This window comes from Fonticella tunisiensis, from assembly GCF_004364155.1.
Classification (GTDB): domain Bacteria; phylum Bacillota; class Clostridia; order Clostridiales; family Caloramatoraceae; genus Fonticella; species Fonticella tunisiensis.
Genome location: NZ_SOAZ01000025.1, coordinates 19,955 through 46,738 on the forward strand (window position 1 = coordinate 19,955; position 26,784 = coordinate 46,738).

Annotated in this window: 23 protein-coding genes and 1 other RNA gene; 22 read left to right on the forward strand and 2 right to left on the reverse strand. The window is 36.8% G+C overall.

The genetic code is table 11. The annotated features are described in order from the left end of the window. Positions 1-8 precede the first annotated feature (8 nt). From grdD to EDD71_RS12220, 22 genes are all read left to right on the forward strand, one after another. Positions 9-1,169 carry a glycine/sarcosine/betaine reductase complex component C subunit alpha gene (gene grdD, locus EDD71_RS12120; protein ID WP_133629005.1) on the forward strand — a complete coding sequence of 387 codons (1,161 nt, stop codon included), beginning with the start codon at positions 9-11 and terminating at the stop codon, positions 1,167-1,169. A gap of 274 nt (positions 1,170-1,443) precedes the next feature. Next, positions 1,444-2,529, forward strand: a complete 1,086-nt coding sequence (locus EDD71_RS12125) for a BMP family lipoprotein (RefSeq protein WP_133629006.1) — start codon at positions 1,444-1,446, stop codon at positions 2,527-2,529. Positions 2,530-2,590: 61 nt separating this feature from the next. Beyond that, positions 2,591-4,126: an ABC transporter ATP-binding protein gene (locus tag EDD71_RS12130; protein ID WP_133629007.1), complete on the forward strand. Its 1,536-nt coding sequence runs from the start codon at positions 2,591-2,593 to the stop codon at positions 4,124-4,126. Further along, positions 4,123-5,223 carry an ABC transporter permease gene (locus EDD71_RS12135; protein WP_133629008.1) on the forward strand — a complete coding sequence of 367 codons (1,101 nt, stop codon included), beginning with the start codon at positions 4,123-4,125 and terminating at the stop codon, positions 5,221-5,223. Before EDD71_RS12130 ends, EDD71_RS12135 begins: the two co-directional genes overlap by 4 nt. Next, the gene (locus EDD71_RS12140) at positions 5,216-6,151 is read left to right on the forward strand and encodes an ABC transporter permease (RefSeq protein WP_133629009.1); all 936 of its coding nucleotides are present in this window, start codon (positions 5,216-5,218) and stop codon (positions 6,149-6,151) included. The genes EDD71_RS12135 and EDD71_RS12140 overlap by 8 nt, the downstream gene beginning before the upstream one ends. A gap of 152 nt (positions 6,152-6,303) precedes the next feature. Further along, positions 6,304-7,662, forward strand: a complete 1,359-nt coding sequence (gene rpoN, locus EDD71_RS12145; protein WP_133629010.1) for an RNA polymerase factor sigma-54 — start codon at positions 6,304-6,306, stop codon at positions 7,660-7,662. Between the two features lie 335 nt (positions 7,663-7,997). Then, complete coding sequence (locus EDD71_RS12150) at positions 7,998-9,032, forward strand: sugar-binding transcriptional regulator (protein ID WP_133629011.1); 1,035 nt, start codon at positions 7,998-8,000, stop codon at positions 9,030-9,032. A gap of 66 nt (positions 9,033-9,098) precedes the next feature. Beyond that, the gene (gene gap, locus EDD71_RS12155; RefSeq protein WP_133629012.1) at positions 9,099-10,109 is read left to right on the forward strand and encodes a type I glyceraldehyde-3-phosphate dehydrogenase; all 1,011 of its coding nucleotides are present in this window, start codon (positions 9,099-9,101) and stop codon (positions 10,107-10,109) included. Positions 10,110-10,185: 76 nt separating this feature from the next. Then, positions 10,186-11,373, forward strand: coding sequence for a phosphoglycerate kinase (locus tag EDD71_RS12160; RefSeq protein WP_133629013.1), 1,188 nt, complete (start codon positions 10,186-10,188; stop codon positions 11,371-11,373). Positions 11,374-11,496: 123 nt separating this feature from the next. Continuing rightward, positions 11,497-12,243, forward strand: a complete 747-nt coding sequence (tpiA, locus tag EDD71_RS12165; protein ID WP_133629014.1) for a triose-phosphate isomerase — start codon at positions 11,497-11,499, stop codon at positions 12,241-12,243. 11 nt (positions 12,244-12,254) lie between these two features. Then, complete coding sequence (gpmI, locus tag EDD71_RS12170; RefSeq protein WP_133629015.1) at positions 12,255-13,787, forward strand: 2,3-bisphosphoglycerate-independent phosphoglycerate mutase; 1,533 nt, start codon at positions 12,255-12,257, stop codon at positions 13,785-13,787. 21 nt (positions 13,788-13,808) lie between these two features. Then, entirely contained in the window at positions 13,809-15,107 is a 1,299-nt protein-coding gene (gene eno / locus EDD71_RS12175; protein ID WP_133629016.1) for a phosphopyruvate hydratase, read from the forward strand. Between the two features lie 127 nt (positions 15,108-15,234). Beyond that, complete coding sequence (gene secG / locus EDD71_RS12180; protein WP_133629017.1) at positions 15,235-15,474, forward strand: preprotein translocase subunit SecG; 240 nt, start codon at positions 15,235-15,237, stop codon at positions 15,472-15,474. Between the two features lie 276 nt (positions 15,475-15,750). Continuing rightward, positions 15,751-17,775 carry a sodium-translocating pyrophosphatase gene (locus tag EDD71_RS12185; protein WP_133629018.1) on the forward strand — a complete coding sequence of 675 codons (2,025 nt, stop codon included), beginning with the start codon at positions 15,751-15,753 and terminating at the stop codon, positions 17,773-17,775. A 242-nt stretch (positions 17,776-18,017) separates the two neighbouring features. Beyond that, positions 18,018-20,147, forward strand: a complete 2,130-nt coding sequence (gene rnr / locus EDD71_RS12190) for a ribonuclease R (protein ID WP_133629019.1) — start codon at positions 18,018-18,020, stop codon at positions 20,145-20,147. Positions 20,148-20,744: 597 nt separating this feature from the next. Beyond that, a complete protein-coding gene (smpB, locus tag EDD71_RS12195; RefSeq protein ID WP_133629020.1) occupies positions 20,745-21,206 on the forward strand; it encodes an SsrA-binding protein SmpB in 462 nt (153 codons plus the stop codon). Positions 21,207-21,209: 3 nt separating this feature from the next. After that, positions 21,210-21,561: a transfer-messenger RNA gene (gene ssrA, locus EDD71_RS12200) on the forward strand. 106 nt (positions 21,562-21,667) lie between these two features. Next, positions 21,668-21,928 (forward strand): recombinase family protein, encoded by a 261-nt coding sequence (locus EDD71_RS15960; protein ID WP_279233031.1) that lies wholly within the window; start codon positions 21,668-21,670, stop codon positions 21,926-21,928. Further along, entirely contained in the window at positions 21,925-23,310 is a 1,386-nt protein-coding gene (locus tag EDD71_RS12205) for a recombinase family protein (RefSeq protein ID WP_279233032.1), read from the forward strand. The genes EDD71_RS15960 and EDD71_RS12205 overlap by 4 nt, the downstream gene beginning before the upstream one ends. 329 nt (positions 23,311-23,639) lie before the next feature. Next, positions 23,640-24,281: a hypothetical protein gene (locus EDD71_RS12210; RefSeq protein WP_133629021.1), complete on the forward strand. Its 642-nt coding sequence runs from the start codon at positions 23,640-23,642 to the stop codon at positions 24,279-24,281. A gap of 268 nt (positions 24,282-24,549) precedes the next feature. Further along, complete coding sequence (locus EDD71_RS12215) at positions 24,550-24,954, forward strand: hypothetical protein (protein ID WP_166636477.1); 405 nt, start codon at positions 24,550-24,552, stop codon at positions 24,952-24,954. Positions 24,955-25,043: 89 nt separating this feature from the next. After that, a complete protein-coding gene (locus tag EDD71_RS12220) occupies positions 25,044-25,382 on the forward strand; it encodes a hypothetical protein (RefSeq protein ID WP_133629023.1) in 339 nt (112 codons plus the stop codon). 406 nt (positions 25,383-25,788) lie between these two features. On the opposite strand, the gene EDD71_RS12225 is transcribed toward EDD71_RS12220, so the two are convergent. After that, positions 25,789-26,142: a DUF6618 family protein gene (locus EDD71_RS12225; RefSeq protein ID WP_133629024.1), complete on the reverse strand. Its 354-nt coding sequence runs from the start codon at positions 26,140-26,142 to the stop codon at positions 25,789-25,791. A gap of 11 nt (positions 26,143-26,153) precedes the next feature. Continuing rightward, a partial coding sequence (locus EDD71_RS12230; RefSeq protein ID WP_133629025.1) for an ExeA family protein occupies positions 26,154-26,784 on the reverse strand: 631 nt, incomplete at its 5' end.

Below are 26,784 nucleotides of genomic sequence, written 5' to 3' on the forward strand. Positions count from 1 at the left end.
GTGAAACCATGTCAGGAGAAAATATAAACAGGCTAATAGGAGAAGTGTTTAATGAAATTGCCGATGGAATTAAAAGTGGAAGCTTTGGTAGAAAAGTTAGAATAGGGCTAACTACTCTTGGAAGTGAGCATGGGGTAGATGAGCTTGTTAAAGCCGCTGAGATGGCAACCAGAAAATATGGAGATTTTGAAGTGGTACTTATTGGGCCAAAGTTTAATACGAGCCTTGAAATATATGGGATAACCAACATTGAAGAAGGACATAGCCTTATGGAAAAGCTTTTAGATTCTGGGGAAATAGATGGATGTGTAACCCAGCATTATAACTTTCCAATTGGAGTTTCAACGGTTGGAAGAGTTATAACACCTGGGAAAGGCAAAGAAGTTTTTATTGCCACAACAACTGGAATTTCTGCTTTTAACAGGGTAGAAGGTATGGCTAGGAACGTTCTGTATGGAATAATAACTGCAAAGGCCTGCGGCATTGAAGATCCTTCGGTAGGAATTTTAAACGTAGATGGGGCAAGGCAGATTGAAAGTTTTTTAAAGGAGCTGGATGCAAGGGGATATAAAATCAACTTTGCAGAATCGATAAGGGAAGATGGAGGCTGTCTTATGAGGGGAAACGATCTACTTGCTGGAACAGCGGATGTAATGGTTGCAGATACATTAACGGGAAACCTCTTAACAAAAATATTCTCTTCCTTTACAACGGGAGGGGATTATGAATGCCTTGGATATGGATATGGTCCTGGAATAGGGGAAGGTTACAATAGGCTTATTTCAATCATATCGAGGGCCTCAGGGGCATCACTTGTTTGTGAAGCATTGAGATTTTGTGCTGACTGTGCACAAAACAGGATAATGGAAATATCGAAGAAAGAATTTGAAAAGGCTAACAGGGCAGGACTCAGAGAGATAATTCAAAAATTAAATCAGCAGGAGAAAAAAGAAAAAAGTGAAGAAATTGCTGTACCACCGAAGAAGGTTGTGACTTATTCAATTGAAGGTATTGATATTCTAGAACTAGAAAATGCTGCAAAAGAACTCTGGAAAAACGGCATATATTCAGAAAGCGGTATGGGATGCACCGGTCCCATTGTGCTTGTGTCTGAGGAAGATGTAAACAGAGCCATAAGTATATTGAAAAAATCATCATATATATCATAGATTGATGTCAGCCCTGTATCATTAGTTATATAGTATAATGAACATACTTGGTTATATTAGATTTATGTTAAATTTTAAAAAAAAGATTGCCAACTGATTGCATAAAACTGCGAAAATATCGTATATTATTATTGAATAAAGTAACAACAATTTGTTGTGCCTATTTTTGTGCAAAAAAAAAATAAATTTCTAGCAGGAATTTCGATAAATTTGTAGAATAAATAATTGCTAGAAGTTTATTTAAAATTAAAAACACATTAAAGGGGGAGTATTAATGAAAAAGATTCTGGCACTTCTCGTTTCAGTGGTTCTTTTTGCAGGCCTTTTTGCTGGCTGTGCAAAGCCTAATCAACCAGGAGGTGGCGCAACTACAGATAACAGAAAGCAGACAGACAAAAAGATCGGTTTAGCCACGGATGAAGGCGGAAGAGGAGATAAATCATTTAATGACGCGGCTATTGCTGGTTTAGACAAAATTTCGAAGGAATATACAGTTACACCTCAAATTCTTGAATCAAAGGCGGCAGACCAATATGAACCAAATTTAAAGGCTCTTACTCAAAGTAATGATTTGGTGTTTGGCGTAGGATTTAAGATGCATGATGCTATGGATGCAGTAGCTAAGGCTAACCCAAATAAGAAGTATGCCATAATCGACTCAGTAGTTGAACAGCCAAACGTAATGTCAATCAACTTCAAGGAAGAAGAAGGTTCATTCTTAATGGGTGTTATAGCAGGCAAAATGACTAAGACTAATAAAATTGGCTTCATAGGCGGCGTTGATATGGAACTCATTCAGAAGTTTGAAGCAGGTTTCATAGCTGGAGTTAAGGCTGTTAACCCTGCAGCAGCAGAAGACCTTATAAACAGAAAGAATGTAAGATATGCAGGAAACTTCATCGACGTTAATAAGGGGTATGAGCTTGCAAAACAATTATATAATTCAGGCGTTGATGTTATTTATCATGCTGCTGGTGGTGTAGGTATAGGATTATTCAATGCTGCCAAAGAATTAAAGAATGGTGGTAAAACAGTTTGGGCCATAGGAGTTGACTCAGATCAGGCTCTTACAGTTCCAGACAAGGCTGATATAATACTTGCTTCAATGATGAAGAGAGTTGACGTTGCTACCTATACTGCATCAAAGGATCTTATAGAAAACAACTTCCAGGGTGGAAAGGTCGTAGTTCTTGGACTTAAGGAAGATGGCGTTGGGATTTCAAATACTATCAATCCAGCTGTAACAAAGGATGTGCTTGATTTAGCTGATAAGTATAAGAAGGCTATAGTTGATGGTACAATCAAGGTTCCTACAAAACCAGGAGATGTTAAAGCATTCCAAGCTCCGGAAATAAAGTAATCAAAGGCTAGATGCTTATGCATCTAGCTTTTTTAAACCGAATCCTAAAGGAGGATGGATAATGGAAAAAGTTGTTGAAATGCGTGGAATAACTAAAGTTTTTCCAGGTGTAAGAGCAAACGATGATGTAAATTTCGAACTGGCTAAGGGTGAAATACATGTACTTCTTGGAGAAAATGGAGCAGGCAAAACAACTCTGATGAATATCTTATACGGTTTATATCAGCCAGATTCTGGTGAAATTTATGTTAACGGTAAAAAGGTTGACATAAAGACGCCTGGCGATGCAATTAAGCTTGGAATAGGTATGGTTCATCAGCATTTTATGCTTGTTCATAATTTTACTGTTGCTGAAAACATAATACTTGGTAAAGAGCCTAAAAAAGGTATAACTGTTAACATGAAGCAGGCAATTCAAGATGTAAAAAAGCTAGCTGATTTATACGGCTTTAAAATTGATCCTGAGGCTATAATTGAAGATATAACTGTAGGACAGCAGCAAAAAGTAGAGATATTAAAGGCACTTTACAGGGGTGCTGATATTTTAATACTCGACGAACCTACGGCAGTACTAACTCCACAGGAAATTGAGGAATTAGGAGTCATACTAAAGAACCTTGTAAAGGAAGGCAAATCGATAATACTTATTACTCATAAGTTAAAAGAAGTCATGAGTATGAGCGATAGGGTAACAATTGTTAGAAGGGGAAAGGTTATCGACACAGTTAGAACGAGTGAAACCAGCATAGACAGACTTGCTGAAATGATGGTTGGAAGAAAGGTTAGCCTAAAGATTGATAAAGCCCCTGCTAAACCTGGCAAGGTCGTATTAGAAATAAAGGATTTGCGAGCACAGGACCACAGAGGACTTCCCGTATTAAAGGGTGTCAACCTTGAAGTTAGATCGGGGGAGATACTGGGAATTGCAGGAGTAGATGGAAATGGACAATCAGAACTTATTGAAGTTATAACAGGGCTAAGAAAGTCTACTGGCGGTAAATTTATATTAAATGGGAAGGATTTAACTGGAAAATCCCCCAGGGAAATAATTGAAGCGGGTATAGCTCACATTCCTGAGGATAGGCATAAAAGAGGACTTGTACTTAAGTATTCCCTTGCAGAAAATGCCGTACTTGGTAAGCATTATGCAGCTCCTTTTGCAAAGGGCATAATGATGAACTATGCTAGGATAAAGGAGTATGCCAGAACATTGATAAGGGATTTTGACGTCCGAACTCCAAACGAAGAAGTTATGGCTTCAGCCCTTTCTGGTGGAAATCAGCAAAAGATGGTTGCTGCAAGAGAGATAAATAAGGATCCTGAGCTTTTAATTGCAGCTCAGCCCACAAGAGGACTTGATGTAGGGGCCATTGAGTATATTCATAAAAGGCTTGTTATGGAAAGAGACAGGGGTAGGGCAGTTCTTCTTGTTTCATTAGAGCTTGATGAAATTCTCAATTTATCAGATAGAATTGCAGTTATTTACGATGGAGAGATAGTTGGAATACTGGATGCCAAAAATGCAACTGAAAATGAACTGGGCATTTTAATGGCTGGAGGTAGCCTCAAGAATAAAAAAGAAGGAGGGATAGTATGACAGCAAATGCTAATAATTCACATAACAGCCTTCTGAATGTTTTAAAGTCTACTTATAGGACTTTGCTTTTCCCACTTATTTCAATTATTGTTGCAATGTTTGTTGCAGTATTGTTTGTAGTGTGGGGAAGAGGTGTAGGATTTTTTGAAGGTACTTCCCTTCTTTTTAAAGCTATTTGGAATGGAAGCTTTGGAAGCAAGGATAGCCTTATTGAAACTTTTGTTTATGTTACACCGCTTCTCTTTACAGGCCTTGCAAATGCGGTTGCATTTAAAACAGGACTATTTAATATAGGAGTTGAAGGACAATTTACAATTGGTGTATTGATTACAGCAATACTTGGCTTAATTTCTGGATTGCCAGCCATAGTACATATCCCTTTAATTATAGTTGGAGGTATATTAGCCGGAGCAATTTGGGGTGGAATTCCAGGTTATCTTAAAGCAAAGGTTGGTACTAACGAAGTTGTAAATACCATAATGATGAATTTTATAGCAATGTATCTGTCAAATTACATTGTTATGGGACCCTTAAACAAACCTGGTGTTGCTTCAACCCCAGAAATTAGGCCGTCGGCGATGTTGTGGAGATTTTTGGGAGAAAACAATAGATTGAACACAGGTTTATTTATTGGCTTGCTTTTAATAGCACTCGTTTACATCTTATTCTGGAAGACTACGATTGGATATGAAATAAGAGCAGTTGGGCTTAATCCATATGCAGCAGAATATGGCGGCATTAGCATTAAAAAGAATATGATTCTTGCTATGGTAATATCAGGTGGTATTGCGGGTTTAGGCGGAGCAATCTATGTATCTGGCATTCAACACAATGCTATGGAGCTTACTGGATTTATAGGTTATGGTTTCGACGGTATTGCTGTTGCCCTGCTTGCAAAGAGCCATCCCGTTGGAGTTTTATTTGCCTCAATACTTTTTGGAGCTTTGAACAGCAGTGCCATAAGCCTTCAGCTTGTAAATATTCCTAAGCAGATTGTGTTTTTAATTCAGGCCATAATAATAATATTTGTTGCTGCAGATTATATTTATAAATGGATAGGAGAAAAGAGAAAGAAGGAGGCGATGATAAATGGATAATGCAAGTTTACCAGTTGTAGTTGCACTCATGGCAGCTACTTTACGTCAGGCTACGCCTCTTATACTTGCTTCACTTGGCGGAGTATTTTCTGAAAGATCCGGTGTTGTTAATATAGGGCTTGATGGAATTATGACTTGTGGCGCTTTTTTTGGTGTTTATGGTTCCTATAAAACAGGAAGTCCAGCAATGGGAATATTATTTGCGATAATTGCTGGAATGATTGTATCATCAATACATGCTTTCCTGAGCATACATTTGAAAGCTGATCAGGTAGTTTCAGGTGTTGCCATAAATCTGTTTTCTGGCGCACTAACAAGCTATTTGCTTCTTGTTTTGTTCAACAGACAGGGTCAGACGGATGGTGTAAATGCATTGACCTATCCAAAGGCCTTTATGAGAGGGATACCTGTTATTGGCGGCTTCTTAAGTGAGCTAAATTGGTATGTGTTTATGGCTATAATACTTGTGTTCGTAACTTACTTTATTTTGTATAAGACATCATTAGGATTGAGAATAAGAGCAGTTGGTGAGCATCCAAAGGCGGCTGATACCCTTGGTGTTAATGTCTATGCAATAAGATATTTATGTGTTATATTATCAGGTGCCCTTGGTGGTCTTGCAGGAGCTTCACTGTCCCTCGGAACAACAAATCTGTTTAGAGAGGGTATGGTAAGCGGTAGAGGCTTCATTGCCCTTGCTGCCATGATATTTGGAGGATGGAGACCCTTTGGTGCAATGTGGGCAAGCATATTGTTTGCATTCGCTGATGCTTTCCAGATTGTAGCACAGGGATTTGGATGGGCTATACCATATCAATTTTATTCTGCACTCCCATATATACTTACAATGATCGCTCTTGCAGGTTTTGTTGGAAAAACTACTGCACCTGCTGCAGATGGTGTGCCGTATACTAAAGGTGAAAGATAAAACGCTCCTTAACACTCCTTCGGGAGTGTTTTTTTATGATTTATTTTTGTTTTCATTACAATAAATTTGTTAGAATTTTTTTAATATGATATAATTAAGACAGATTCAGAAAACATATGGAGTAATATTTGTATATACGCGGGGGATGAAACATGAAACTTGATTTTAACTTGAATTTACAGCAGCAACAAAAATTAATAATGACTCAGGAGCTTCAACTGGCAGTTAAAATACTCCAGCTGACATCTTTTGAACTTAGGGAATACATTCAGGAACAGCTTATTGAAAACCCTATGCTTGAAGCGGTAGAAAAGGAAAATCCTGAGCAGGAAAACAAAAATGACGATGATAAGGTTGAATATTTGATTGACTTGTACAATGATGATAGAGAAAGCTATTATCAGCCTGATGAGGATGAAGAGTATGTTTCTCCTTTAAATTTTGTTGTCAGGGAGGAAACGCTTTGGGAATACCTAAAGGAACAGCTTAATTTGCTGGTTCTCGATAAGGAGCTTTTAAAGGTAGGAGAATATATAATCGATAATATTGATCAAAATGGTTATCTAACTATAGACGCGGAAAACATTTCTGAAAAATTTAAAATTACTTACCAGGAAGCAGAGAAAATGATCAATTTAATTCAAACCTTCGAACCTGCTGGAATAGGTGCAAGAAATATATCCGAATGTCTTCTTATACAAGTTAGAAATAAAGGGTATAGTGATAAAATATTGGAGAATATAATATTAAATATGCTTGAGGATGTTGCAGAGGGTAGAGTTGTTAAAATTGCAAGGGAAAATGGTATAACAGTGGAAAAGGCTTCGGAATATATAGATATTATAAAAAAGCTTGAGCCTAAACCAGGAGTTGCATATTCATCGGATACTGTTAAGTATATTGTACCTGATGTTATCGTAGAAAAGATTGATAATAGGTATATAGTTACAGTGAATGAAGAGTATATACCCGATTTAAGAATTAACAATTTGTATAAAAAAATTATAAAAGACAAAAATTCACCTGAATACAAGTTTATTAAGGAAAGGCTGGACTCAGCCCTTTGGCTCATCAAGAGTATTGAACAGAGAACTCAAACTATAAAAAGAGTTATGGAAGCCATTGTAGAATATCAAATGGATTTTTTTGAAAAGGATGAAGAGTTAAAACCACTTTCCCTGCACCAGATTGCTGAAGCCACAAATTTGCATGAATCAACCGTAAGCAGGGCAATAAAAGGAAAATATGTTCAAACGCCAAAGGGATTGTTTGAAATTAAAAGATTCTTCCCCAGGGGAATGCAGAGCAAATCCGGAGAAGAAATAGCTACAATAAAGATAAAAGGCAGAATAAAAGAAATAATTGAAAATGAAGATAAGAAAAAGCCCTATTCAGATCAGCAAATTGCAGATAAGCTCGGAAGTGAAGGGCTTAAAGTATCGAGAAGAACAGTTGCAAAATACAGGGAAGAGATGGGGATACAATCTTCATCTAAACGAAAATCATATTGATGAGCCCTTGGGCTTATTTTTTTATATAAAAACAAGGTAAATGGGTAAAACTAAATAAGTAAATAAATTAACTACTGAAAGTAAAATATTAAACATAATATATGGGATGTAAAATAAATTTAAATTTTATTGGTTGCCTATAATAAAATAAGTAATTAAGCTAAATTTTTGAAATTTCAACTATTGAAAAATGGTAGAACAAGTGTTATATTAAGAATGAAGCTCCAAGTGGGACATAATTAATTCATAGGGACAACATAAGTCCCACATATATTTCTCTGCATGGGACTGTACAAACCCATAGGGACGTTTCAAATCCAAGGAGAGTGGATGACTTGAAGGACATGCTTATGTTACAGCAAAAGATTATACCTGAGATGCTGGAACTTCTGGATAAGAGATACAGTATACTTAAAAACATTTACTACAACCAGCCTGTTGGAAGAAGGGCTTTGTCACAGGAATTAAAACTTGGTGAGAGAGTTGTCAGGACAGAGGTAAACTTCTTAAAAAATCAGGGACTAATTGAAATAAATTCTATAGGTATGATGGTAACAAAAGAAGGAGAAAATATATTAGAACGGCTGGAAGAGATGATACATGAGATAAATGGATTAAGCAACATAGAGGAAAACCTGCAGAGGTTTCTTCAGATTGAAAAGGTTATGGTTATTCCAGGAGATCTGGACAAAGACAGCACTGTTCTGAAGGAAATGGGGCGAGTTGCAGCTTCGTACATAAAATCTATTATGAGGAACGATTCAGTAATAGCTCTTACAGGCGGAACTTCTGTTGCTCAGGTAGTAGAAAACTTTCCCAGGATTAGTAGAGAAAACGTTCTTGTTGTCCCTGCCAGAGGAGGAATTGGTAGAGAAGTTGAAACACAAGCAAGTACACTGGCTGCAAAGCTTGCAAATAAATTAGGTGCAAACCATAAACTGCTGCACGTACCAGATAATCTAAGCCATGAAGCTTTGGAGACAATGATGCATGAACCTGGTATCATGGATACTTTAAAAAGTATTTCCATTGCAGATATACTGATATTTGGAATAGGCAGGGCAGACGAAATGTCGAGAAGAAGAGGCCTAAATGACGATGATGTAAAAAATCTGCTGTCCCAGGGAGCTGTTGCAGAAGCCTTTGGTTATTATTTCAACAGAAATGGAGAAATAATATTTATAACACCAACTATGGGACTAAAATTTGATGACGTAAAGTATATTAAAAACATAATTGCCATAGCTGGTGGTAAAAATAAGGCAGAGGCTATTATTGCAACTAAGACCCATAATCCCCACATGGTTTTGGTTACAGATGAAGGTGCTGCAAAGGAAATTATCAGAATAAAAGAGAATAGTGTTTCATAGTTGTTCTGCCAATCAATAGCCTGTAGGTAATAAAAAATTTAAATATATATGAGGAGGTATTTTTATATGTCAATTAAGGTTGCTATCAATGGTTTTGGAAGAATAGGAAGAAACGCATTCAAGATCGCTCAAACAAGATTAAACAAGGATATTGAAATTGTTGCTATCAACGATTTAACGGACACCAAAACACTTGCTCATCTTCTTCAATATGATTCATGCTTCGGAAAGTTCAATGGAACAGTTGAAGCTAAGGAAAATTCAATAGTGGTTAATGGTAAAGAAGTAAAAGTTTATGCTGAAAAGGATCCAAAGAACCTTCCATGGAAGGAACTTGGAGTAGACATAGTTATCGAATCAACTGGTCTTTTCACAAAGAGAGAAAAGGCAGCAGCACACCTTGAAGCAGGTGCTAAGAAGGTTATAATATCAGCTCCTGCGACAGATGAAGATATAACAATAGTTATGGGAGTTAACGAAAAAGACTATGATCCAGCAAATCATCATGTAATATCAAACGCTTCATGTACAACAAACTGCCTTGCACCTTTTGCAAAGGTTCTTGATGAAAAGTTTGGAATAGTTAAGGGACTTATGACAACTGTTCACTCATACACAAATGACCAGAGAATTCTTGACCTTCCACACAAGGATCTTAGAAGGGCAAGAGCTGCAGCTGAATCAATAATACCAACAACAACTGGTGCAGCAAAGGCAGTAGGTAAGGTTCTTCCAAACCTTAAGGGTAAGTTAAACGGGTTTGCTCTTAGAGTTCCAACTCCAACCGTATCAGTTACAGACTTAGTTGCAGAGCTTAAGACAACAGTAACTGTAGAAGAAGTAAATGCGGCTCTTAAGGAAGCAGCTGAAGGTCCAATGAAGGGAATTCTTGGATACGAAGAAAAACCACTTGTATCAATAGACTATAGAGGAGATGAAAGATCATCAATAATTGATGCACTATCAACTATGGTTATTGAAGGCAACATGGTAAAGGTAGTTTCCTGGTATGACAACGAGTGGGGATACTCAAACAGAATTGTCGACCTGGTAAACTATGTGGCTGAAAGAATGTAATTAATTTAAAATGTCCGGTTTTATAGTTTGGGCTATGAGGCCGGACATTAATTTCTAGGTTAATGGAGGTACATCTATGAATAAAAAAACTGTTAGAGATATAGATGTTAAAGGCAAGAGGGTTATAGTTAGATGCGACTTTAATGTACCACAGGACAAGGAAGGGAATATAACAGACGACAGAAGAATAGTTGCAGCCCTTCCAACTATAAAGTACCTTATTGAAAATGGAGCAAAGGTTATACTCATGTCTCACCTTGGAAGGCCGAAGGAAGGATATGATGCTAAGTACAGCTTAAAGCCCGTGGCACAGAGGCTTTCTGAGCTTCTTGGCAAACAAGTAAAGCTTGCTGAGGATAAGGAAGTTGTTGGAGAAAACGCTTTAAAGCTTACTTCAGAAATGAAGGAAGGGGACGTAGTAGTACTTGAAAACGTAAGGTTTATTAAGACTGAAACCAAAAACGATCTTGAATTTGCAAAGAAGCTTGCTTCCCTTGCGGATATATTCGTAAACGATGCCTTTGGAACTGCTCATAGAGCACATTCTTCAACTGCTGGTATAGCTAAGTTCCTTCCAGCTGTTGCGGGATTCCTTATCGAAAAGGAAATTTCAATCATGGGCAAGGCCCTTGAAAACCCTGAAAGGCCATTTGTAGCTATACTTGGTGGAGCAAAGGTTTCAGACAAGATTGGCGTTATAAACAACCTTCTTGAAAAAGTAGATAGGCTTATAATAGGAGGAGGTATGGCTTACACATTCCTTAAAGCCCAGGGAAAAGGAATAGGAAAGTCACTTCTCGAAGCGGACAGGATAGATTATGCAAGGGAAATGCTTGATAAGGCAGCAGCTAAGGGAGTTACTATTTATCTTCCTGTTGATCACGTTGTGGCTGCCGAATTTAAAACTGATGCAGAATCTAAGGTGGTTGAAGGAGATATTCCTGAAGAATACATGGGTCTTGACATCGGTCCAAAAACTGTTAAGCTTTTCAGCGATGCTGTAAAGGATGCAAAAACAGTTATCTGGAACGGGCCGATGGGCGTATTTGAAATGCCGGCCTTTGCAGTAGGAACAAAGGCTGTAGCTGAGGCACTTGCCAATGTGAATGGAACTACTATTATAGGTGGAGGAGATTCGGCTGCTGCGGTTGAACAACTGGGATATGCCGATAAGATGACTCACATTTCAACAGGTGGTGGAGCATCCCTCGAATTCCTTGAAGGAATAGAGCTTCCTGGTATAGCAGCACTTAATGATAAATAATTTAAAACTGATTAAGGCAAGCTATATGGATGTAATTTTCCATATAGCTTGCAGGATGTAAATGTATATAGATTTTATGGCTGATGAATTTTATTTTGAGTTCCTGTTAGGAGGATTAGAATAATGAGAAAACCAATAATTGCTGGAAACTGGAAAATGAATAAAACTTCAAAGGAAGCTGCTCAGCTTATCCTTGAACTCAGGGACAAGGTTAAAAATGCGAACTGTGAAGTTGTGGTGTGCCCTCCTTTTACATCCCTTGCGCAGGTAATAACACTCGTTGAAAATACCAACATAAAGGTTGGAGCACAGAATATGTATTATCAAGCTGAGGGTGCTTTTACAGGAGAAGTTTCACCAACAATGCTTAAAGACCTGGGAGTTGAATATGTAATACTTGGACATAGCGAAAGAAGACAGTACTTCAAGGAAGATGACGAGCTAATTAATAAAAAGGTTAAAGCAGCCTTTATATATGGGCTAACTCCAATACTCTGTGTAGGGGAAACCCTTGAGGAAAGAGAAGCCGGAAAGACATTTGAAGTAATAAGCTCTCAGGTAGAAAGGGATTTAATGAACCTTGATGCTGAAAAGGTTGCAAGAATGGTTATAGCTTATGAGCCTGTTTGGGCAATTGGAACAGGAAAGACAGCAACATCAGAGCAGGCCAACGAAGTTATAGCATTTATAAGAAATAAAGTTAGAGAACTTTATGGTGATAACGCTGCTGAAAGCATAAGAATACAATATGGAGGAAGTGTTAAACCATCAACAATTAAGGAACAGATGGCTCAAAGCGATATAGACGGAGCACTGGTTGGAGGAGCAAGCCTTAATGCAGCAGACTTTGCAGCAATTGTGAATTATTAAGGAGGATATATATGCAGAAAAGACTGAGAATGTTAGTTGTCCTGGACGGATGGGGAATAAATGAAAAAGTAGAGGGCAACGCCATAGCCCATGCTAAGAAGCCTAATTTTGATAACTACTGGAACAACTATCCCCATACCGTACTCAGTGCAAGCGGTCTTGATGTTGGTCTTCCAAAGGGACAGATGGGAAACTCTGAAGTTGGACACTTGAATATAGGCGCCGGAAGAATTATATATCAGGACTTTACAAGGATTAACAAGGAAATTGAAGAAGGAGACTTTTTTAAGAGAGAACCCTTCCTGAAAGCCATTCAAAATGCTAAGGATAATGGAAGTGACCTTCATCTTATGGGATTATTATCAGATGGAGGAGTTCACAGCCATATTGACCATTTAGAAGCTCTTCTCAAGCTCTGTAAGGATAATGGTTTATCAAATGTATATGTACACGCTTTCCTTGACGGACGTGACGTTCCGCCTCAAAGTGCCATTGAATACATTGACAGGCTTGAGAGCTATATGAAGAAAACAGGTATTGGAAGGATTGCAACCATTGCAGGAAGATATTATGCAATGGACAGAGATAAAAGATGGGAAAGAACAGAGCTTGCATATAATGCAATGGTAAAGGGAGAAGGCGAAACAGCAGCATCAGCAAGGGAAGCTGTTGAAAAATCCTATGCCCAGAATAAAACGGATGAATTTGTTGTCCCAACTGTAGTGTTTAGCCAGGGTAAACCAACGGCAACTATAAAATCAAAGGATTCTGTCATATTCTTTAATTTCAGACCTGACAGGGCAAGGCAAATTACAAGGGCACTTGTTGACAGAGAGTTTGCAGGCTTCGAAAGAGAACTATTATCCCTTTACTTCGTGTGCATGACTCAATATGATAAAACCATCGAAAACGTTGAAATTGCTTATAAACCTCAGGTTCACAAGAATACCTTTGGTGAATATATAAGCAGCCTGGGATTAAACCAACTTAGAATTGCAGAAACAGAGAAGTATGCCCATGTAACTTTCTTCTTCAATGGTGGGATTGAGGCTCCATATCCAAATGAAGAAAGGATACTCATTCCATCACCAAAGGTGCCAACCTATGATCTTCAGCCGGAGATGAGTGCATACGCTGTAACTGACAGGGTTATTGAGGAAATAGAGAGCAACAAATTTGATGTAATAATATTGAACTTTGCAAATCCTGATATGGTTGGCCACACTGGAAATTTTGATGCTGCTGTAAAAGCTATTGAAACCGTTGATAAGTGTCTTGGAAGAATTGTAAACAAGGTTCTTGAAAAGGGTGGAGCTTTATATGTTACAGCAGATCATGGAAACGCAGACCAGATGATTGACTATGAAACTGGAGAACCTTTAACATCCCATACGACAAATCTTGTGCCGTTCATAGTAATTGGTGAAGGAGATATTGAGCTTAGGGAAGGTGGAAGACTTTCCGATATCGCCCCAACGATGTTGGAGCTTATGAAAGTTAATATACCAGCAGAAATGACTGGAAAATCACTTATAAAGAAATAATTTACAGAAGGGAGAATTATTATGAAAAACTATGTAGAAATCATTGACGTATTGGCAAGAGAGGTTCTTGACTCCAGAGCAAATCCAACCGTTGAGGTTGAAGTTACCCTTGAGGATGGAACAGTAGGAAGGGCTATAGTTCCATCAGGAGCTTCAACAGGTGCATTCGAGGCAGTTGAACTCAGGGATGGTGATAAGTCAAGATATCTTGGAAAGGGAGTTTTAAAGGCCGTTGATAATGTAAATACTGTAATCGCTCCTGAACTTATAGGGCTCAACGTTTTTGACCAGACATTAATCGATAAAACATTGATTGAACTTGATGGAACAGAAAATAAGGGCAAACTGGGAGCTAATGCTATACTTGGAGTATCACTTGCAGTAGCAAGAGCAGCAGCAGCTTCACTCAATCTTCCATTATATCAGTATATCGGAGGAGTAAATGCCAAGGTACTTCCAGTTCCAATGATGAACATATTAAACGGCGGAAAGCATGCTGACAATAACGTTGATATTCAGGAATTCATGGTTATGCCGGTTGGAGCAGAAAACTTCAGGGAAGCATTAAGAATGTGTGCTGAAGTATATCATTCCCTCAAGAAGACACTTGGTGCCAAGGGGTATAACACTGGAATAGGCGATGAAGGTGGATTTGCTCCAAACCTCAAGTCAAACGAAGAGGCTATACAGGTTATAATAGAAGCCATCGAGAAGGCTGGATACAAGCCAGGTGAGCAGGTTGCAATAGCAATAGATGCAGCAGCAACAGAGCTTTACAAGGAAGATGGAAAGTATCACCTTGCAGGAGAAGGCAGAACATTAACTTCAGAAGAGATGGTATCATTCTGGGAAGATCTAGTTAACAAGTATCCAATTGTATCACTTGAAGACGGACTTTCAGAGGAAGACTGGGACGGATGGAAGGTTCTTACTGAAAGGCTTGGAAAGAAAATTCAGCTTGTAGGCGATGACCTGTTCGTTACTAACACTAAAAGACTTTCAAAGGGTATAAAGATGGGAGTTGCAAACTCAATACTTATAAAGCTTAACCAGATAGGAACTCTTACAGAAACAATAGAGGCTATAGAAATGGCTGAAAGAGCAGGTTATACAGCAGTTGTTTCACACCGTTCAGGAGAATCAGAGGATACTACAATAGCCGACCTTGTAGTTGCTATGAATGCAGGGCAAATAAAGACTGGTGCACCAGCTAGAACTGATAGAGTTGCTAAATACAACCAGCTTCTTAGAATAGAAGAAGAGCTTGGTGAAGTGGCAGAATATCTTGGATATGATGCTTTCTATAACGTTAGGAAGTAATAGATAATAATTTGTTTGGGTTTAGGAGGGTATACTACCCTCCTTTATCGTTTACAGATTATTGTATTTAATTTACCATTATGCTAAAATATGAATATCGTTAACCTGTAAGGTGGGAGGTGCTATAATGGTTAAAACAATAATTACTGTTCTTCATATAGTTATAAGCCTTGTAGTTATGATCTCGGTACTAATGCAGCCAGCTAAGGTTCAGGGGTTATCAACTGCTATTTCAGGCAGTGCAGAGACGTTCTTTGGAAAAAACAAATCTCGAACATATGAAGGAAAACTGAGGGTACTTACAATTGTATCAATGATATTATTTGTTATTACATCAATTATACTTGTTTATCTATCGAATAAATAATGAACTTTAAGCTAAACTATAAGGATCGCCCTTTATTTGTTAAGGAGCAAGTAGAGGAGCGATTTTTATTTTATTCTCTAAAATTTAAATATAATTAGGCATAACAGGAACAAATTATATGATATTTTAGTTTATAGTTATTAAAGTAAATTTTATCCATGAATTTTGCATATAATAATTACAAAAGTACTACCATATTACCATAATATGTAATATAATTTTTATATGATTAATAATTATCTATATAAAACTGGGTAAATGGAGGGGGAGAATCTTATGAACGAAACTGCATTGGTATTTGCACCTATTTCCGGTATTCTTGGGCTTTTGTTTGCCCTATATCTATCCAACAAAATCTCAAAAGAAGATACAGGAACTGACAAAATGAGAGAAATTTCAAGCTACATTCACGAAGGAGCAATGGCCTTTTTAACCAGGGAATATAGGACACTTGCAGTATTTATTCTGATTGTATTTATGATTCTCGGATTATTTATAAACTGGTCAACTGCTATATGCTTTGCTATAGGGGCTGTGTTTTCAATTTTATCAGGTTTCTTTGGAATGCAGGTTGCAACAAAGGCCAATGTAAGAACAGCTAATGCGGCAAGGAAGGGACAGAATAAGGCCCTTGAAATTGCCTTTTCAGGTGGAGCTGTAATGGGAATGTCAGTTGTAGGACTTGGACTTCTTGGAGTTGGAATATTGTACATTATTACGCGTAATGCTGAAATAGTAACGGGCTTTGGACTTGGAGCCAGCTCCATAGCACTTTTTGCACGTGTTGGAGGCGGTATTTATACTAAAGCTGCTGATGTAGGGGCTGATCTTGTGGGTAAGGTTGAAGCAGGAATTCCAGAAGATGATCCCAGGAATCCGGCAGTTATAGCCGATAACGTTGGTGATAATGTAGGTGACGTTGCAGGCATGGGTGCTGACCTGTTTGAATCCTATGTAGGTTCAATCATTTCAACTTTAACCCTTGGAGTGGTTTTATTTAAAGATGGAAGGGGAGTGCTATTCCCTCTTGTTCTTGCTTCAATTGGAGTTATTTCTTCTATAATTGGGTCACTTTTTGTTAAAGGTAAGGAAGACTCTAATCCACAGAAGTCACTTAAAAATGGCACATATGTAAGCAGTATACTTGTGCTTATAGCTGCTGGAATACTCAGTTATACATTGTTTGGTGGTTTAAAGGCATTCTGGGCAATTGCAGGTGGAACTTTAGTTGGAGTAATAATAGGGCAGTTAACAGAGGTTTATACTTCTGCTGACTACAGACATGTTAAAAAGATTTCCTATCAGTCCCAGACGGGACCAGCAACTACAATCATTTCAGGACTTGCGGTAGGAATGTATTCAACTGTTCCTTCAATATTATTTATTGCAGTTGCTGTTTTATTCTCATTCTTTGTAATGGGCGGATTTGCAAATTCAATGGCGGGGCTCTATGGAATATCCCTTGCAGCCCTTGGCATGCTGTCAACAACAGGAATGACCGTTGCAGTTGATGCATATGGCCCAATTGCCGATAACGCAGGGGGTATTGCTGAAATGTCTGGGCTTCCAAAGGAAGTAAGGCAAATAACGGATAGATTAGACTCAGTTGGAAATACCACTGCAGCTATTGGCAAGGGATTTGCAATAGGTTCAGCAGCTTTAACAGCACTTGCACTTTTTGCTTCATATTCACAGGCGGTCGGAATAAAGGCTATTGATCTTTTGAACCCCTTAACTCTAGTCGGTGTTCTTCTAGGAGGAGTACTGCCATATTTCTTTGCAGCACTTACAATGGAGGCTGTTGGTAAATCTGCAAATGAAATGATTGAAGAGGTTAGAAGGCAGTTTAGGGAGAATCCTGGTATTATGGAGGGTAAAGAAAAGCCCGATTATGCCAGATGCGTTGATATATCCACAGGAGCAGCCCTTAGGCAGATGGTTCTCCCAGGAATACTGGCTGTTGTAGTTCCTGTCGCAGTGGGATTGATATTGGGAGCAGAGGCCCTTGGGGGACTTATAGCAGGTTCAGTTGTATCCGGCGTACTTGTTGCCATACTTATGGCAAATGCCGGCGGCGCATGGGATAATGCAAAGAAATATATTGAAACCGGAGAATTTGGAGGGAAAGGAAGCGGCGCCCATAAGGCTGCGGTTGTTGGGGATACGGTAGGAGATCCCTTTAAGGATACTGCAGGCCCTGCAATGAATATACTTATAAAGCTTATGACGATAGTGTCACTTGTATTTGCGCCTGTTATAGCACAATACGGTGGTATGTTAATAAATAATTTAGTTAAGTAATTCTAAGGCCCATTTACTAACGGGCCCTTTTTATTTGTTTTGACAAATGAACATTATTAATATAAGATGTAAAATGTATGCATAATTTTCAAATGTGATTGGTGCCTGAGAATAAAAATATCTATAATGTAAAAAAATAAATAAAAGAGCAGCTATTTATCTTGAATGATGTTATTATAATACTAATCATTAACTATTTATTTACCCTATTTGATGGATAAATACTCTGGAGGAGTGATATTGTGAGCAGGATAAAAGAAAAACTTCTGGATTTTATGAGGGAAGAAGCATATAAACCAATGACGGCTGAAGAACTTGCACTTATTTTTGATATTAACAAAAAAGAGTGGGGAATGTTTTATTCCATACTTGACGAAATGGAGTTAGAGGGGAAGGTAATTAAAACCAGAAAAAATAGATATGGCATTCCTGAAAGGATGAACATGGTTGTAGGAAAGCTCCAGGGTAATCCTAAGGGCTTTGGGTTTGTAATACCTGACATTGAAGGCCAGCCCGATGTATATATACCTGCCGAAGGTATAAATGGAGCTATGCATAATGACAGAGTAATAGCCAAGATAGTAAAGGAAGGTATTCCGGGGAAAAAGATTGAAGGAGAAATAATAAGAATACTTGAGAGAGCGAACACAAAGATTGTAGGAACATTTGAGAAAAGCGATTATTTTGGCTTTGTTATTCCAGATGATAAAAGAATATATCAGGACATATTCATTCCAAAGGCCGATATCAATGGTGCTAAAAATGGATATAAAGTAGTTGTAGAGGTTGTAAAATGGCCTGAAAAAAGGCGAAACCCTGAAGGCAAGATCATTGAAATACTTGGAAGCAGGGATAATCCAGGAATAGATATATTGTCCATAATTAAAAAATACAATCTTCCTGAAGAATTTCCAGAAGAAGTTGAAAAATATGCTGCAAAGATACCTGATGAAATTGATGAAAGGGAATATGAGCGAAGAAGGGATTTGAGAAATCTTAAGATAGTTACAATAGATGGTGAGGATGCGAAGGATCTTGATGACGCCGTTTCAGTGGAAAAGCTTCCCGATGGGAAATACAGGCTTGGAGTGCATATTGCAGATGTGACCTATTATGTAAAGGAAAAATCACCTCTGGATAAGGAAGCCTTTAAAAGGGCTACCAGCGTATATCTCGTTGATAGAGTTATACCGATGCTTCCTAAAAAGCTTTCGAATGGGCTCTGCAGTTTAAATCCAAGGGTGGATAGGCTAACTTTAACCTGTATGATGACAATTGACAGCAGTGGAAGGGTCGTTGATCATGAAATATTCGAAAGCATAATAAAAACGTGTGAAAGAATGACATATACTGAAGTAACAAAGATTTTAAGGGATAGAGATCCTGAACTTATGGAAAGATACAGCTATTTGATTGAAGATTTTAAGATTATGGAAGAGCTCTGCAATATACTTTATAATAAAAGAATGCAGAGGGGAGCGCTGGATTTCGAGTTTGAAGAAAGCAAAATTGTGTTGGATGAAAAGGGTAAACCCGTTGAGATCAAGCCCTATGAAAGGGAAATAGCCAATAGAATAATAGAGGAGTTTATGCTTGTATGCAATGAAACCGTTGCTGAGCATATGTACTGGTCAGGGGTACCCTTTGTTTATAGGGTGCATGAGGATCCGGATGAAGAAAAGCTGGCGGTTTTCGGCGAGTTTATACATAATCTGGGATATTTCATGAGACCCACCAGAGAAATTCATCCAAAGGTTTTACAGGAAATCCTTGAGGAAGTAAAAGGAAAAAGGGAAGAAGCAGTTGTCAGCACACTCCTTCTAAGATCCCTGAAACAGGCGAGATATTCACCAGAGTGTACGGGGCATTTTGGTCTTTCAGCAAGGTATTATTGCCATTTTACATCCCCCATTAGAAGATATCCTGACCTTGCAATACACAGAATAATAAAGGAGTTTATAGCAGGAAAAATAGATGAAAAGCGTGAGAAGAAGCTCAGAAAATTCGTAGAGGATGCCTCTAAACAGTCAAGCGACATGGAAAGGGTTGCCCAGGAGGCAGAGCGTGAAACGGAGGATTTGAAGAAAGTCGAGTTTATGTCTGACAAAATTGGTAATGTTTATACAGGCATAATATCATCCGTAACTTCCTTTGGTATGTTTGTTGAACTTGAAAATACCATAGAGGGACTTGTTCATATAAGCAATATGGTTGACGATTTTTATATTTATGACGAAAAACATTATTCTTTAATTGGAGAGCGTATGAGAAAGGTTTACAGGCTTGGAGATACTGTAACGGTAAAGGTTATAAAGACGGATATAGAAAACAGGACAATAGATTTTGCTTTGGCAGACGAGTATGAGGAGTAATGTCTGTAAGTGATTATGGAGTAAAGTAGTAATTGTAGGGTAGAGTTTTTCTACCCTATTTAAATGTGTCAATTTAATATTATAATATAGGAGTCTGTATCATCTAACAGTTCCTGGATTATTTTTCGCTTCTTAACAATAAGATTATCTACCTTCTTGGGCTCTAAATCGTTATAGATTCCCCAGCTTTCTTTAACTTTCTCTGTATAATCATAATAACCATGGATGGCCACTGCATAAATACCCTCTCCGGGAATTAAGGCGCATAAAATGATGAATCAACATCTGTACTGGCCGAGTTCTCCTCAACTAATTTAAAACCGCAACGAATGCAAAACCTGAAACTATTATTTTCTTCATTGCCACAGTTTGAACATTTCATTTTATCACCTTCATCAATATATTTAATATGTATAAAGATTTATGATTTATTATATTCTTTAAATAGGAGCTGGTTCATGATATAATAAAGCATGGGGATAAATTAAACTAATTTCTTGTTTGCAGGGGCAGCCCCCTTGATATTAAGTGCCTGTTGACAATGTATGTATATATGATATAATAATAATCTGCTATAATATTTTATATGGTGATGATATGAAAACTCAAAACAAAACTCTGGCAGAAAACAGAAAGGCCAGGCATGATTACTTCATAGAAGAGACCTATGAAGCAGGAATTGAGCTATTTGGTACTGAAGTCAAATCAGTTAAGCTTGGCAAGGCTAATTTAAAAGACAGCTACGCTGATATTAAAAACGGCGAGATTTATGTATACAATCTTCATATAAGCCCCTATGAAAAGGGAAATATATTTAACAGAGACCCTTTGAGACCCAAAAGGCTTTTAATGCATAAGAGTGAAATAAGGAGGCTGGCGGGTTTAACCTCACAGCAGGGATATACTTTAATACCATTATCCCTTTATCAAACCAGGGGACTTGTGAAGGTTCAGTTAGCTGTTGCCAAGGGAAAAAAGCTATATGATAAGAGGGAAGACATAGCAAAGAGAGATGCTCGAAGAGAAATTGAAAGGCATATTAAAGAATCCTACAGATAACCTGGGGGCGTTCAGGCTTTCGACGGGGGTAGTAGGAATTCAAGAAGCGAGCAGAGGACCCCGGTGCCTCTATAAAAACCGGGATTAAAAATAAACGCAAACGATAATTTAGCTTTAGCTGCTTAATATAGCAGCTCGTTCTACCCGGGAATCCCACGGCCTGGGATAGGGCGTCGACCAGTGGGGTACCGAGCCCTGCAAAGCTTTGAGCAGGGAACGGAATTTATGAAGCTACTGAGGTTAGAAGCCTGTCCCTGGGCGTCTAACTGAGGGAATGTTAAAGCAGGGACTGCGCTCGGAGATGCTTGAGTTTCTATACTTTCGGACAGGGGTTCGATTCCCCTCGCCTCCACCAAATTTGAACGATGCGTTGATACGATAGTTAGAAGCCTTGAGAAATCAGGGTTTTTTTGCTTTTTTGATGGCAGCTATATCACATATAACTTTTGTAGTTGAAACTTATGGCAAGAGCCGTAACGGTAATACCAGCAACAGCAACTAACGTTTCTCTAATTACAAAAACAAAATTAAATAGAAAAAGAGTAGCTGCTTACGCAAGGGTTTCAACTGATAATGAAGAACAGCTTCAAAGCTTTGAAGCACAAATGGATTACTATACAAAATATATAAAATCAAACCCTGAATGGACTTTTGTAAAGGTTTACACAGATGAAGGCATTTCAGCAACAAGCACTAAAAGAGAGATGGGTTTAACAGAATGATTGAAGATGCCCTAAATGGCAAGATAGACCTTATAATAACAAAGTCAGTTAGCCGATTTGCAAGAAATACAGTAGATACATTAACAACAGTTAGAAAACTAAAGGAGAAAGGTGTAGAAGTTTATTTTGAAAAGGAAAATATCTATACCATGGATAGTAAAGGAGAACTTTTAATCACCATTATGTCAAGCCTTGCTCAAGAAGAGAGCCGTTCAATCAGTGAAAATGTTGCATGGGGCCAGAGAAAAAGGTTTGCTGATGGGAAGTTTAGTTTGCCATATAAAAGGTTTTTAGGGTACACAAAAGGAGAAGATGACTTTCCTAAGATAGTTGAGGAAGAAGCAAAGATTGTAAGGCTAATTTATAAAATGTTTTTAGAAGGCAAAACTGCATTAAGTATAGCAAAGTATTTAACGGAGAATAAAGTTCAAACACCAGGTGGTAAAAAAGTATGGCACCAGAGCACAGTTTTAAGTATCCTTCAAAATGAAAAGTATAAAGGAGATGCAATACTTCAAAAGACATTTACAGTAGATTTTCTTACAAAGAAGATAAAGAGAAACGAAGGGGAAGTTCCACAGTATTATGTAGAAAACAGCCATCCTGCAATTATCTCACCTGAAGTATTTGATTTAGTGCAGATGGAGATAAAAAATAGAAAAGGTGCAAGAGGATATAAGACAGGGAAAAATTACTTTTCAGGAAAGATTATCTGCGGTGACTGTGGAAGTTTCTATGGAAGAAAGGTTTGGCATTCCAATGATAAGTATAGAAAGATTATTTGGCAGTGCAATTCTAAGTATAAGAATGAGAAAAAGTGCAAGACGCCATTTATAAATGAAGAAGATTTAAAGAAGGCATTTGTTGAGGTGTTTAATGGGGTTATAAGTAATAAGGAAGAAATATTAAGAGGGTATGAGGAAGTTATAAAGGAAATTGTTAATACCAAAGATTTAGATGAAAAAATATGTGAACTTGAAAAGGAAGCAAAAGAAATTATAGAAGAAATAAATAGGTGTATTCGTGATAATGCAACTAAAGCACAGGACCAAGAGGAATATGTGAAAAAGTACAATGCCTTAGTTGAAAGGTATGAAGGGAATAGAAAGTCAATTGAAGATGTTGAAAATGAGAGGTTTGAAAGGCTTGTAAAGAAGGATAGGATAGAGGAATTTATGAAGGTTTTAAGGGATAGGGATGAATTAATAGATGAGTTTGATGGTGAGCTTTGGAATATAGTAATTGAGACAGTTAAGGTTTATGAAGATGGGAAGATGGTTTTTGTGTTTAAGGATGGGATGGAGGTGGAGTGGGAGGGTGACAGTAGAAGATACTTTTACTACGATTTTTTATTTTATGATAAAATTTTAACTTTCATTTGAATTTATATTTAGGTATTTGTAAGTTATTGATATATTAGGCAAGTTTGAAAAGAAATTTATATTAAAATTATGTGTAATTAATTGTATTACAATAAGTTGACGTAGAATTATGTCAGAATAAAAAGGAAATTTTTAATTGACACAATTGTCAATATATAGTAAAAAGTCAATATGAGGCAGCTCATACATGCTTTTACTTAAACTGGTTATAACTTTGAGGAAGGGAGGGACGAATGAAGAAAAAAATAATAATCTACGGATTAGAATCAAAAGTACCCTAAAACTTTTGACAATGTCATCATCATCTATCGTTTGAGGGAGGGATAATAATGAAAATAAAAATTAAGAGAAATACTATACTATGTTTAGTTGCGGCAGTCATTATGATATCAATTTCTAACATTGCTTATGCAATTGTTTATGGACCTACTGTAAGTTGGGACTATGGAAGTGGTAAAACAGATTTACATGGTAGTTATTGTCCATATTCAGGAACGGGTTGGATGTCATTTTGGAATGAAAATGGAAAGAACTTACTTAATGTTAGAACCTCAAATATGTTATTTAATCAATATGCTGTTAATGCTATCCAAAATTACATGAATACAAAAGGATGGTACTTCACGTGGGATATATCAAATACTAATGATTACGATGAGACAATAGATGCTACTGGATGGCTTTCTACTAATTTACCTAATCCCAAAATAGATATAGAAGATGATCCATGGCCTTTTGGTAATGGATATAATGATGAAACAGAAGTGGTTGCTTTGAGCCTAGTTAATTCCTCTACAGCGTATTATGTAATATCCCAGTTTGAAGATAAAAGAAATGGAACTTCTGGTGGAACTATTCAAACAAGAGCGTGTATGAGTTCAAAAAGTATAACAGGTGAATATAATACAGAATTAATGTCTGATGTTCCACAACAAACATTTACATATGGTAAAAATCCTGGACAACCTTAATATAATGATATAATCAGAAAGAAAAAATTAAGATTAATGAGGGAGGGATAGAAGTGAAGTTGAATAGTAAAAAAATATTTATACTTATATTAATACTAATGTTGTTGAGTTCGATTACAGTTTTTGGATATAAAAAAATAATAATATAGATAAAAAAGATTTATTAAAGACAAAGCAACAAATTTTAAGTTTATATTCTGAAATAGATAAAACATCATTAGCAAAACTTAATGAGTACAAGAATACTATTAAAAATAAAAATAACATATTGATTAATAATAAAAAAGAAAACATATTAATAACAGTGACGTTAAATAAACCTATTACAATAGATGAATTTGAAAAACTTATAGATAGATATAAAATTTATATACACAGATTTGCCTTAAGAGCAATAGATGAAAATGGTAATAGAGTTACTATATCTGGAACAATTGATAAAAATGGGAAAATTTCTAGAAATAATATAAAAATAATGGTGAGTGAAACAAAATCTGAATTAAAAGGTGTTATTGATTTTTATGGAGAGATAAGTTACAAATATTTGAAAGAACTTCAAACAGATGAAAGAATATTTTTGGTTGATACATCAGCTGATAATACATTTATTGAAAATAAGTATAAAAAACATATTCCATCTTTGTATTGGTACTTAGAGGAATATAATAAATAAGGCAATCATAATATCAAAGAAGAGTTTTTGTGAACTCTTCTTTGATATTGTGTATAATGTGGAAAAATTTAAAGAGGTGGTAAAAAATTATGATGATAATAATAGCTGTGGTAATTATATTAATTATCTATAATATGGTTGTTTATAAAAAGACAAATCGAATAAAATTATCAAAAAGTATCCTAATAGCATTATTATTTTCCATTTTAATTAATATTCAATTAGCCGTTAATTATTTAATACCAATAGAAAAATATGATGGGATAGGTATTGCTAATAAAGTATCTTACTGGTTAATTGGAGACGAAGGATGGTCTACTAAGTTGTTTGAAGATTTTTTTTATAAATCTACGATAATTAGTTTTATTTTATTATTTCTTTACTTAATATTTTTAATAATTGAAGAATTTGTGTATAGTAAAAAATAATTTAATTATTGCAAAATATGAAACTGAATGTTCAGTAGAAAATAAAATACAAGTAAAAAATGTATAAAGTTGTTGCAGATATATCTTGTTACACAGCACAATAAAATATGCTGATAAAGTCACAATATAATACCCTCAAAATAATAAAAAATGATTCTAAAAACAGCAGATTAAATAAACTGCTTCTAGTAAAATCAGCCTAAAATGCAAATTATAGAAACTTAGTACATATGGGGCTCTGCCCCAAACCCCGGGATTTATCGCTTTGGTTCTTCCAAGATAAATGAAAAAAGGCAGTGCAAACTACCCTTTCTCATTTATCTTGTATAGAATTCTACCGGGCGCTCAGGTTGTATCCCTACATTGCCCTATCCTCCCGGTAGACAAGAAACTTAAATATCATTTGCTAATCTTCCTTGTGTACTTTAGGCCCAATATAATCTGCTACAGCACGTAGTGCCTCAGCAATTGTAATTCCTGTGACTTCGTCAATGATTCTGACTAACTGCTCAATATTCCAAAAGATATCCTTAAGGTGTGAAAGGTGACATCCAGCTTCAAAATCAGGAATACATGCAAAATATCCAAAGGCAGTTTTGCCAAATAACACTAAAACTGACCCGTAATAGGAGTGTATCCGTATTTCATAATGACTTCCATAATTTTTTAGGTACAATATACGGGCTTCCCATGAATCCGCTAAACAATGCTCCTTATCGCCAATTGCGCACTTAACTGGAATATTAACATTAGTATCCATAATATCATCTCCTATGGTGTTTTAAGGGTATTTTCATCGCTGGCTTTAAGAAATATATCAGAAGTAAGCACTGATTGCTTTTCCTTAAAGCCTAACAGGAGAGCCATTGTCATAAGCTTATTAATCTTTCTCGGGATACCACCTGTAGTTGTATAAATAAACTCATATACACCTTCTTCAACAGGTGGTTCCTTCCTGCCACTTGCTTTAAATCGTGATAATATATATTCCTGTGTTTCGCTCCTGGATAAACCAGAGAAAGTATAGTTAATCGCTATACGCTGACGCAGAGCCTCATGGGGCTGCCTTTCAAGCTGCAAAACAAGCTTTGGTTGACCGCAGAACACAACTATGCAGAGATTTTTAGAATCCATGTCAAAGTTAAGGATTAATCTGAAATCATCAAGGATGCTGTTTGAAAGGAATTGTACCTCATCAATGAGTATTACAGGTGTAATGTTCTTTGATGAATAGCTGCGTATTGAATCCTGTATCTGCTTAAACATGGTCACTTTCTTGTAAGCTGGCGTTATACCAAGACCATCACAAAGAGCCATATAAAACTCCTTTACTGTGAGGGTGGTAATTGGAATATATATGACTTTGTAAAGGCTTTTGCTCAAGGAATGTGCGAAGCACCTC

What these genes read in the sequence shown, in the direction of transcription:
- EDD71_RS12185 (WP_133629018.1), top strand. Translation starts at nt 15,751, where the DNA reads ATGAACGAAACTGCATTGGTATTTGCACCTATTTCCGGTATTCTTGGG.
- tpiA (WP_133629014.1), top strand. Translation starts at nt 11,497, where the DNA reads ATGAGAAAACCAATAATTGCTGGAAACTGGAAAATGAATAAAACTTCA.
- gap (WP_133629012.1), top strand. Translation starts at nt 9,099, where the DNA reads ATGTCAATTAAGGTTGCTATCAATGGTTTTGGAAGAATAGGAAGAAAC.
- EDD71_RS12220 (WP_133629023.1), top strand. Translation starts at nt 25,044, where the DNA reads ATGATGATAATAATAGCTGTGGTAATTATATTAATTATCTATAATATG.
- EDD71_RS12225 (WP_133629024.1), bottom strand. Translation starts at nt 26,142, where the DNA reads ATGGATACTAATGTTAATATTCCAGTTAAGTGCGCAATTGGCGATAAG.
- EDD71_RS12125 (WP_133629006.1), top strand. Translation starts at nt 1,444, where the DNA reads ATGAAAAAGATTCTGGCACTTCTCGTTTCAGTGGTTCTTTTTGCAGGC.
- secG (WP_133629017.1), top strand. Translation starts at nt 15,235, where the DNA reads ATGGTTAAAACAATAATTACTGTTCTTCATATAGTTATAAGCCTTGTA.
- EDD71_RS12130 (WP_133629007.1), top strand. Translation starts at nt 2,591, where the DNA reads ATGGAAAAAGTTGTTGAAATGCGTGGAATAACTAAAGTTTTTCCAGGT.
- rpoN (WP_133629010.1), top strand. Translation starts at nt 6,304, where the DNA reads ATGAAACTTGATTTTAACTTGAATTTACAGCAGCAACAAAAATTAATA.
- smpB (WP_133629020.1), top strand. Translation starts at nt 20,745, where the DNA reads ATGAAAACTCAAAACAAAACTCTGGCAGAAAACAGAAAGGCCAGGCAT.
- grdD (WP_133629005.1), top strand. Translation starts at nt 9, where the DNA reads ATGTCAGGAGAAAATATAAACAGGCTAATAGGAGAAGTGTTTAATGAA.
- eno (WP_133629016.1), top strand. Translation starts at nt 13,809, where the DNA reads ATGAAAAACTATGTAGAAATCATTGACGTATTGGCAAGAGAGGTTCTT.
- EDD71_RS12160 (WP_133629013.1), top strand. Translation starts at nt 10,186, where the DNA reads ATGAATAAAAAAACTGTTAGAGATATAGATGTTAAAGGCAAGAGGGTT.
- gpmI (WP_133629015.1), top strand. Translation starts at nt 12,255, where the DNA reads ATGCAGAAAAGACTGAGAATGTTAGTTGTCCTGGACGGATGGGGAATA.
- EDD71_RS12205 (WP_279233032.1), top strand. Translation starts at nt 21,925, where the DNA reads ATGATTGAAGATGCCCTAAATGGCAAGATAGACCTTATAATAACAAAG.
- EDD71_RS12135 (WP_133629008.1), top strand. Translation starts at nt 4,123, where the DNA reads ATGACAGCAAATGCTAATAATTCACATAACAGCCTTCTGAATGTTTTA.
- EDD71_RS15960 (WP_279233031.1), top strand. Translation starts at nt 21,668, where the DNA reads ATGGCAAGAGCCGTAACGGTAATACCAGCAACAGCAACTAACGTTTCT.
- EDD71_RS12140 (WP_133629009.1), top strand. Translation starts at nt 5,216, where the DNA reads ATGGATAATGCAAGTTTACCAGTTGTAGTTGCACTCATGGCAGCTACT.
- EDD71_RS12210 (WP_133629021.1), top strand. Translation starts at nt 23,640, where the DNA reads ATGAAAATAAAAATTAAGAGAAATACTATACTATGTTTAGTTGCGGCA.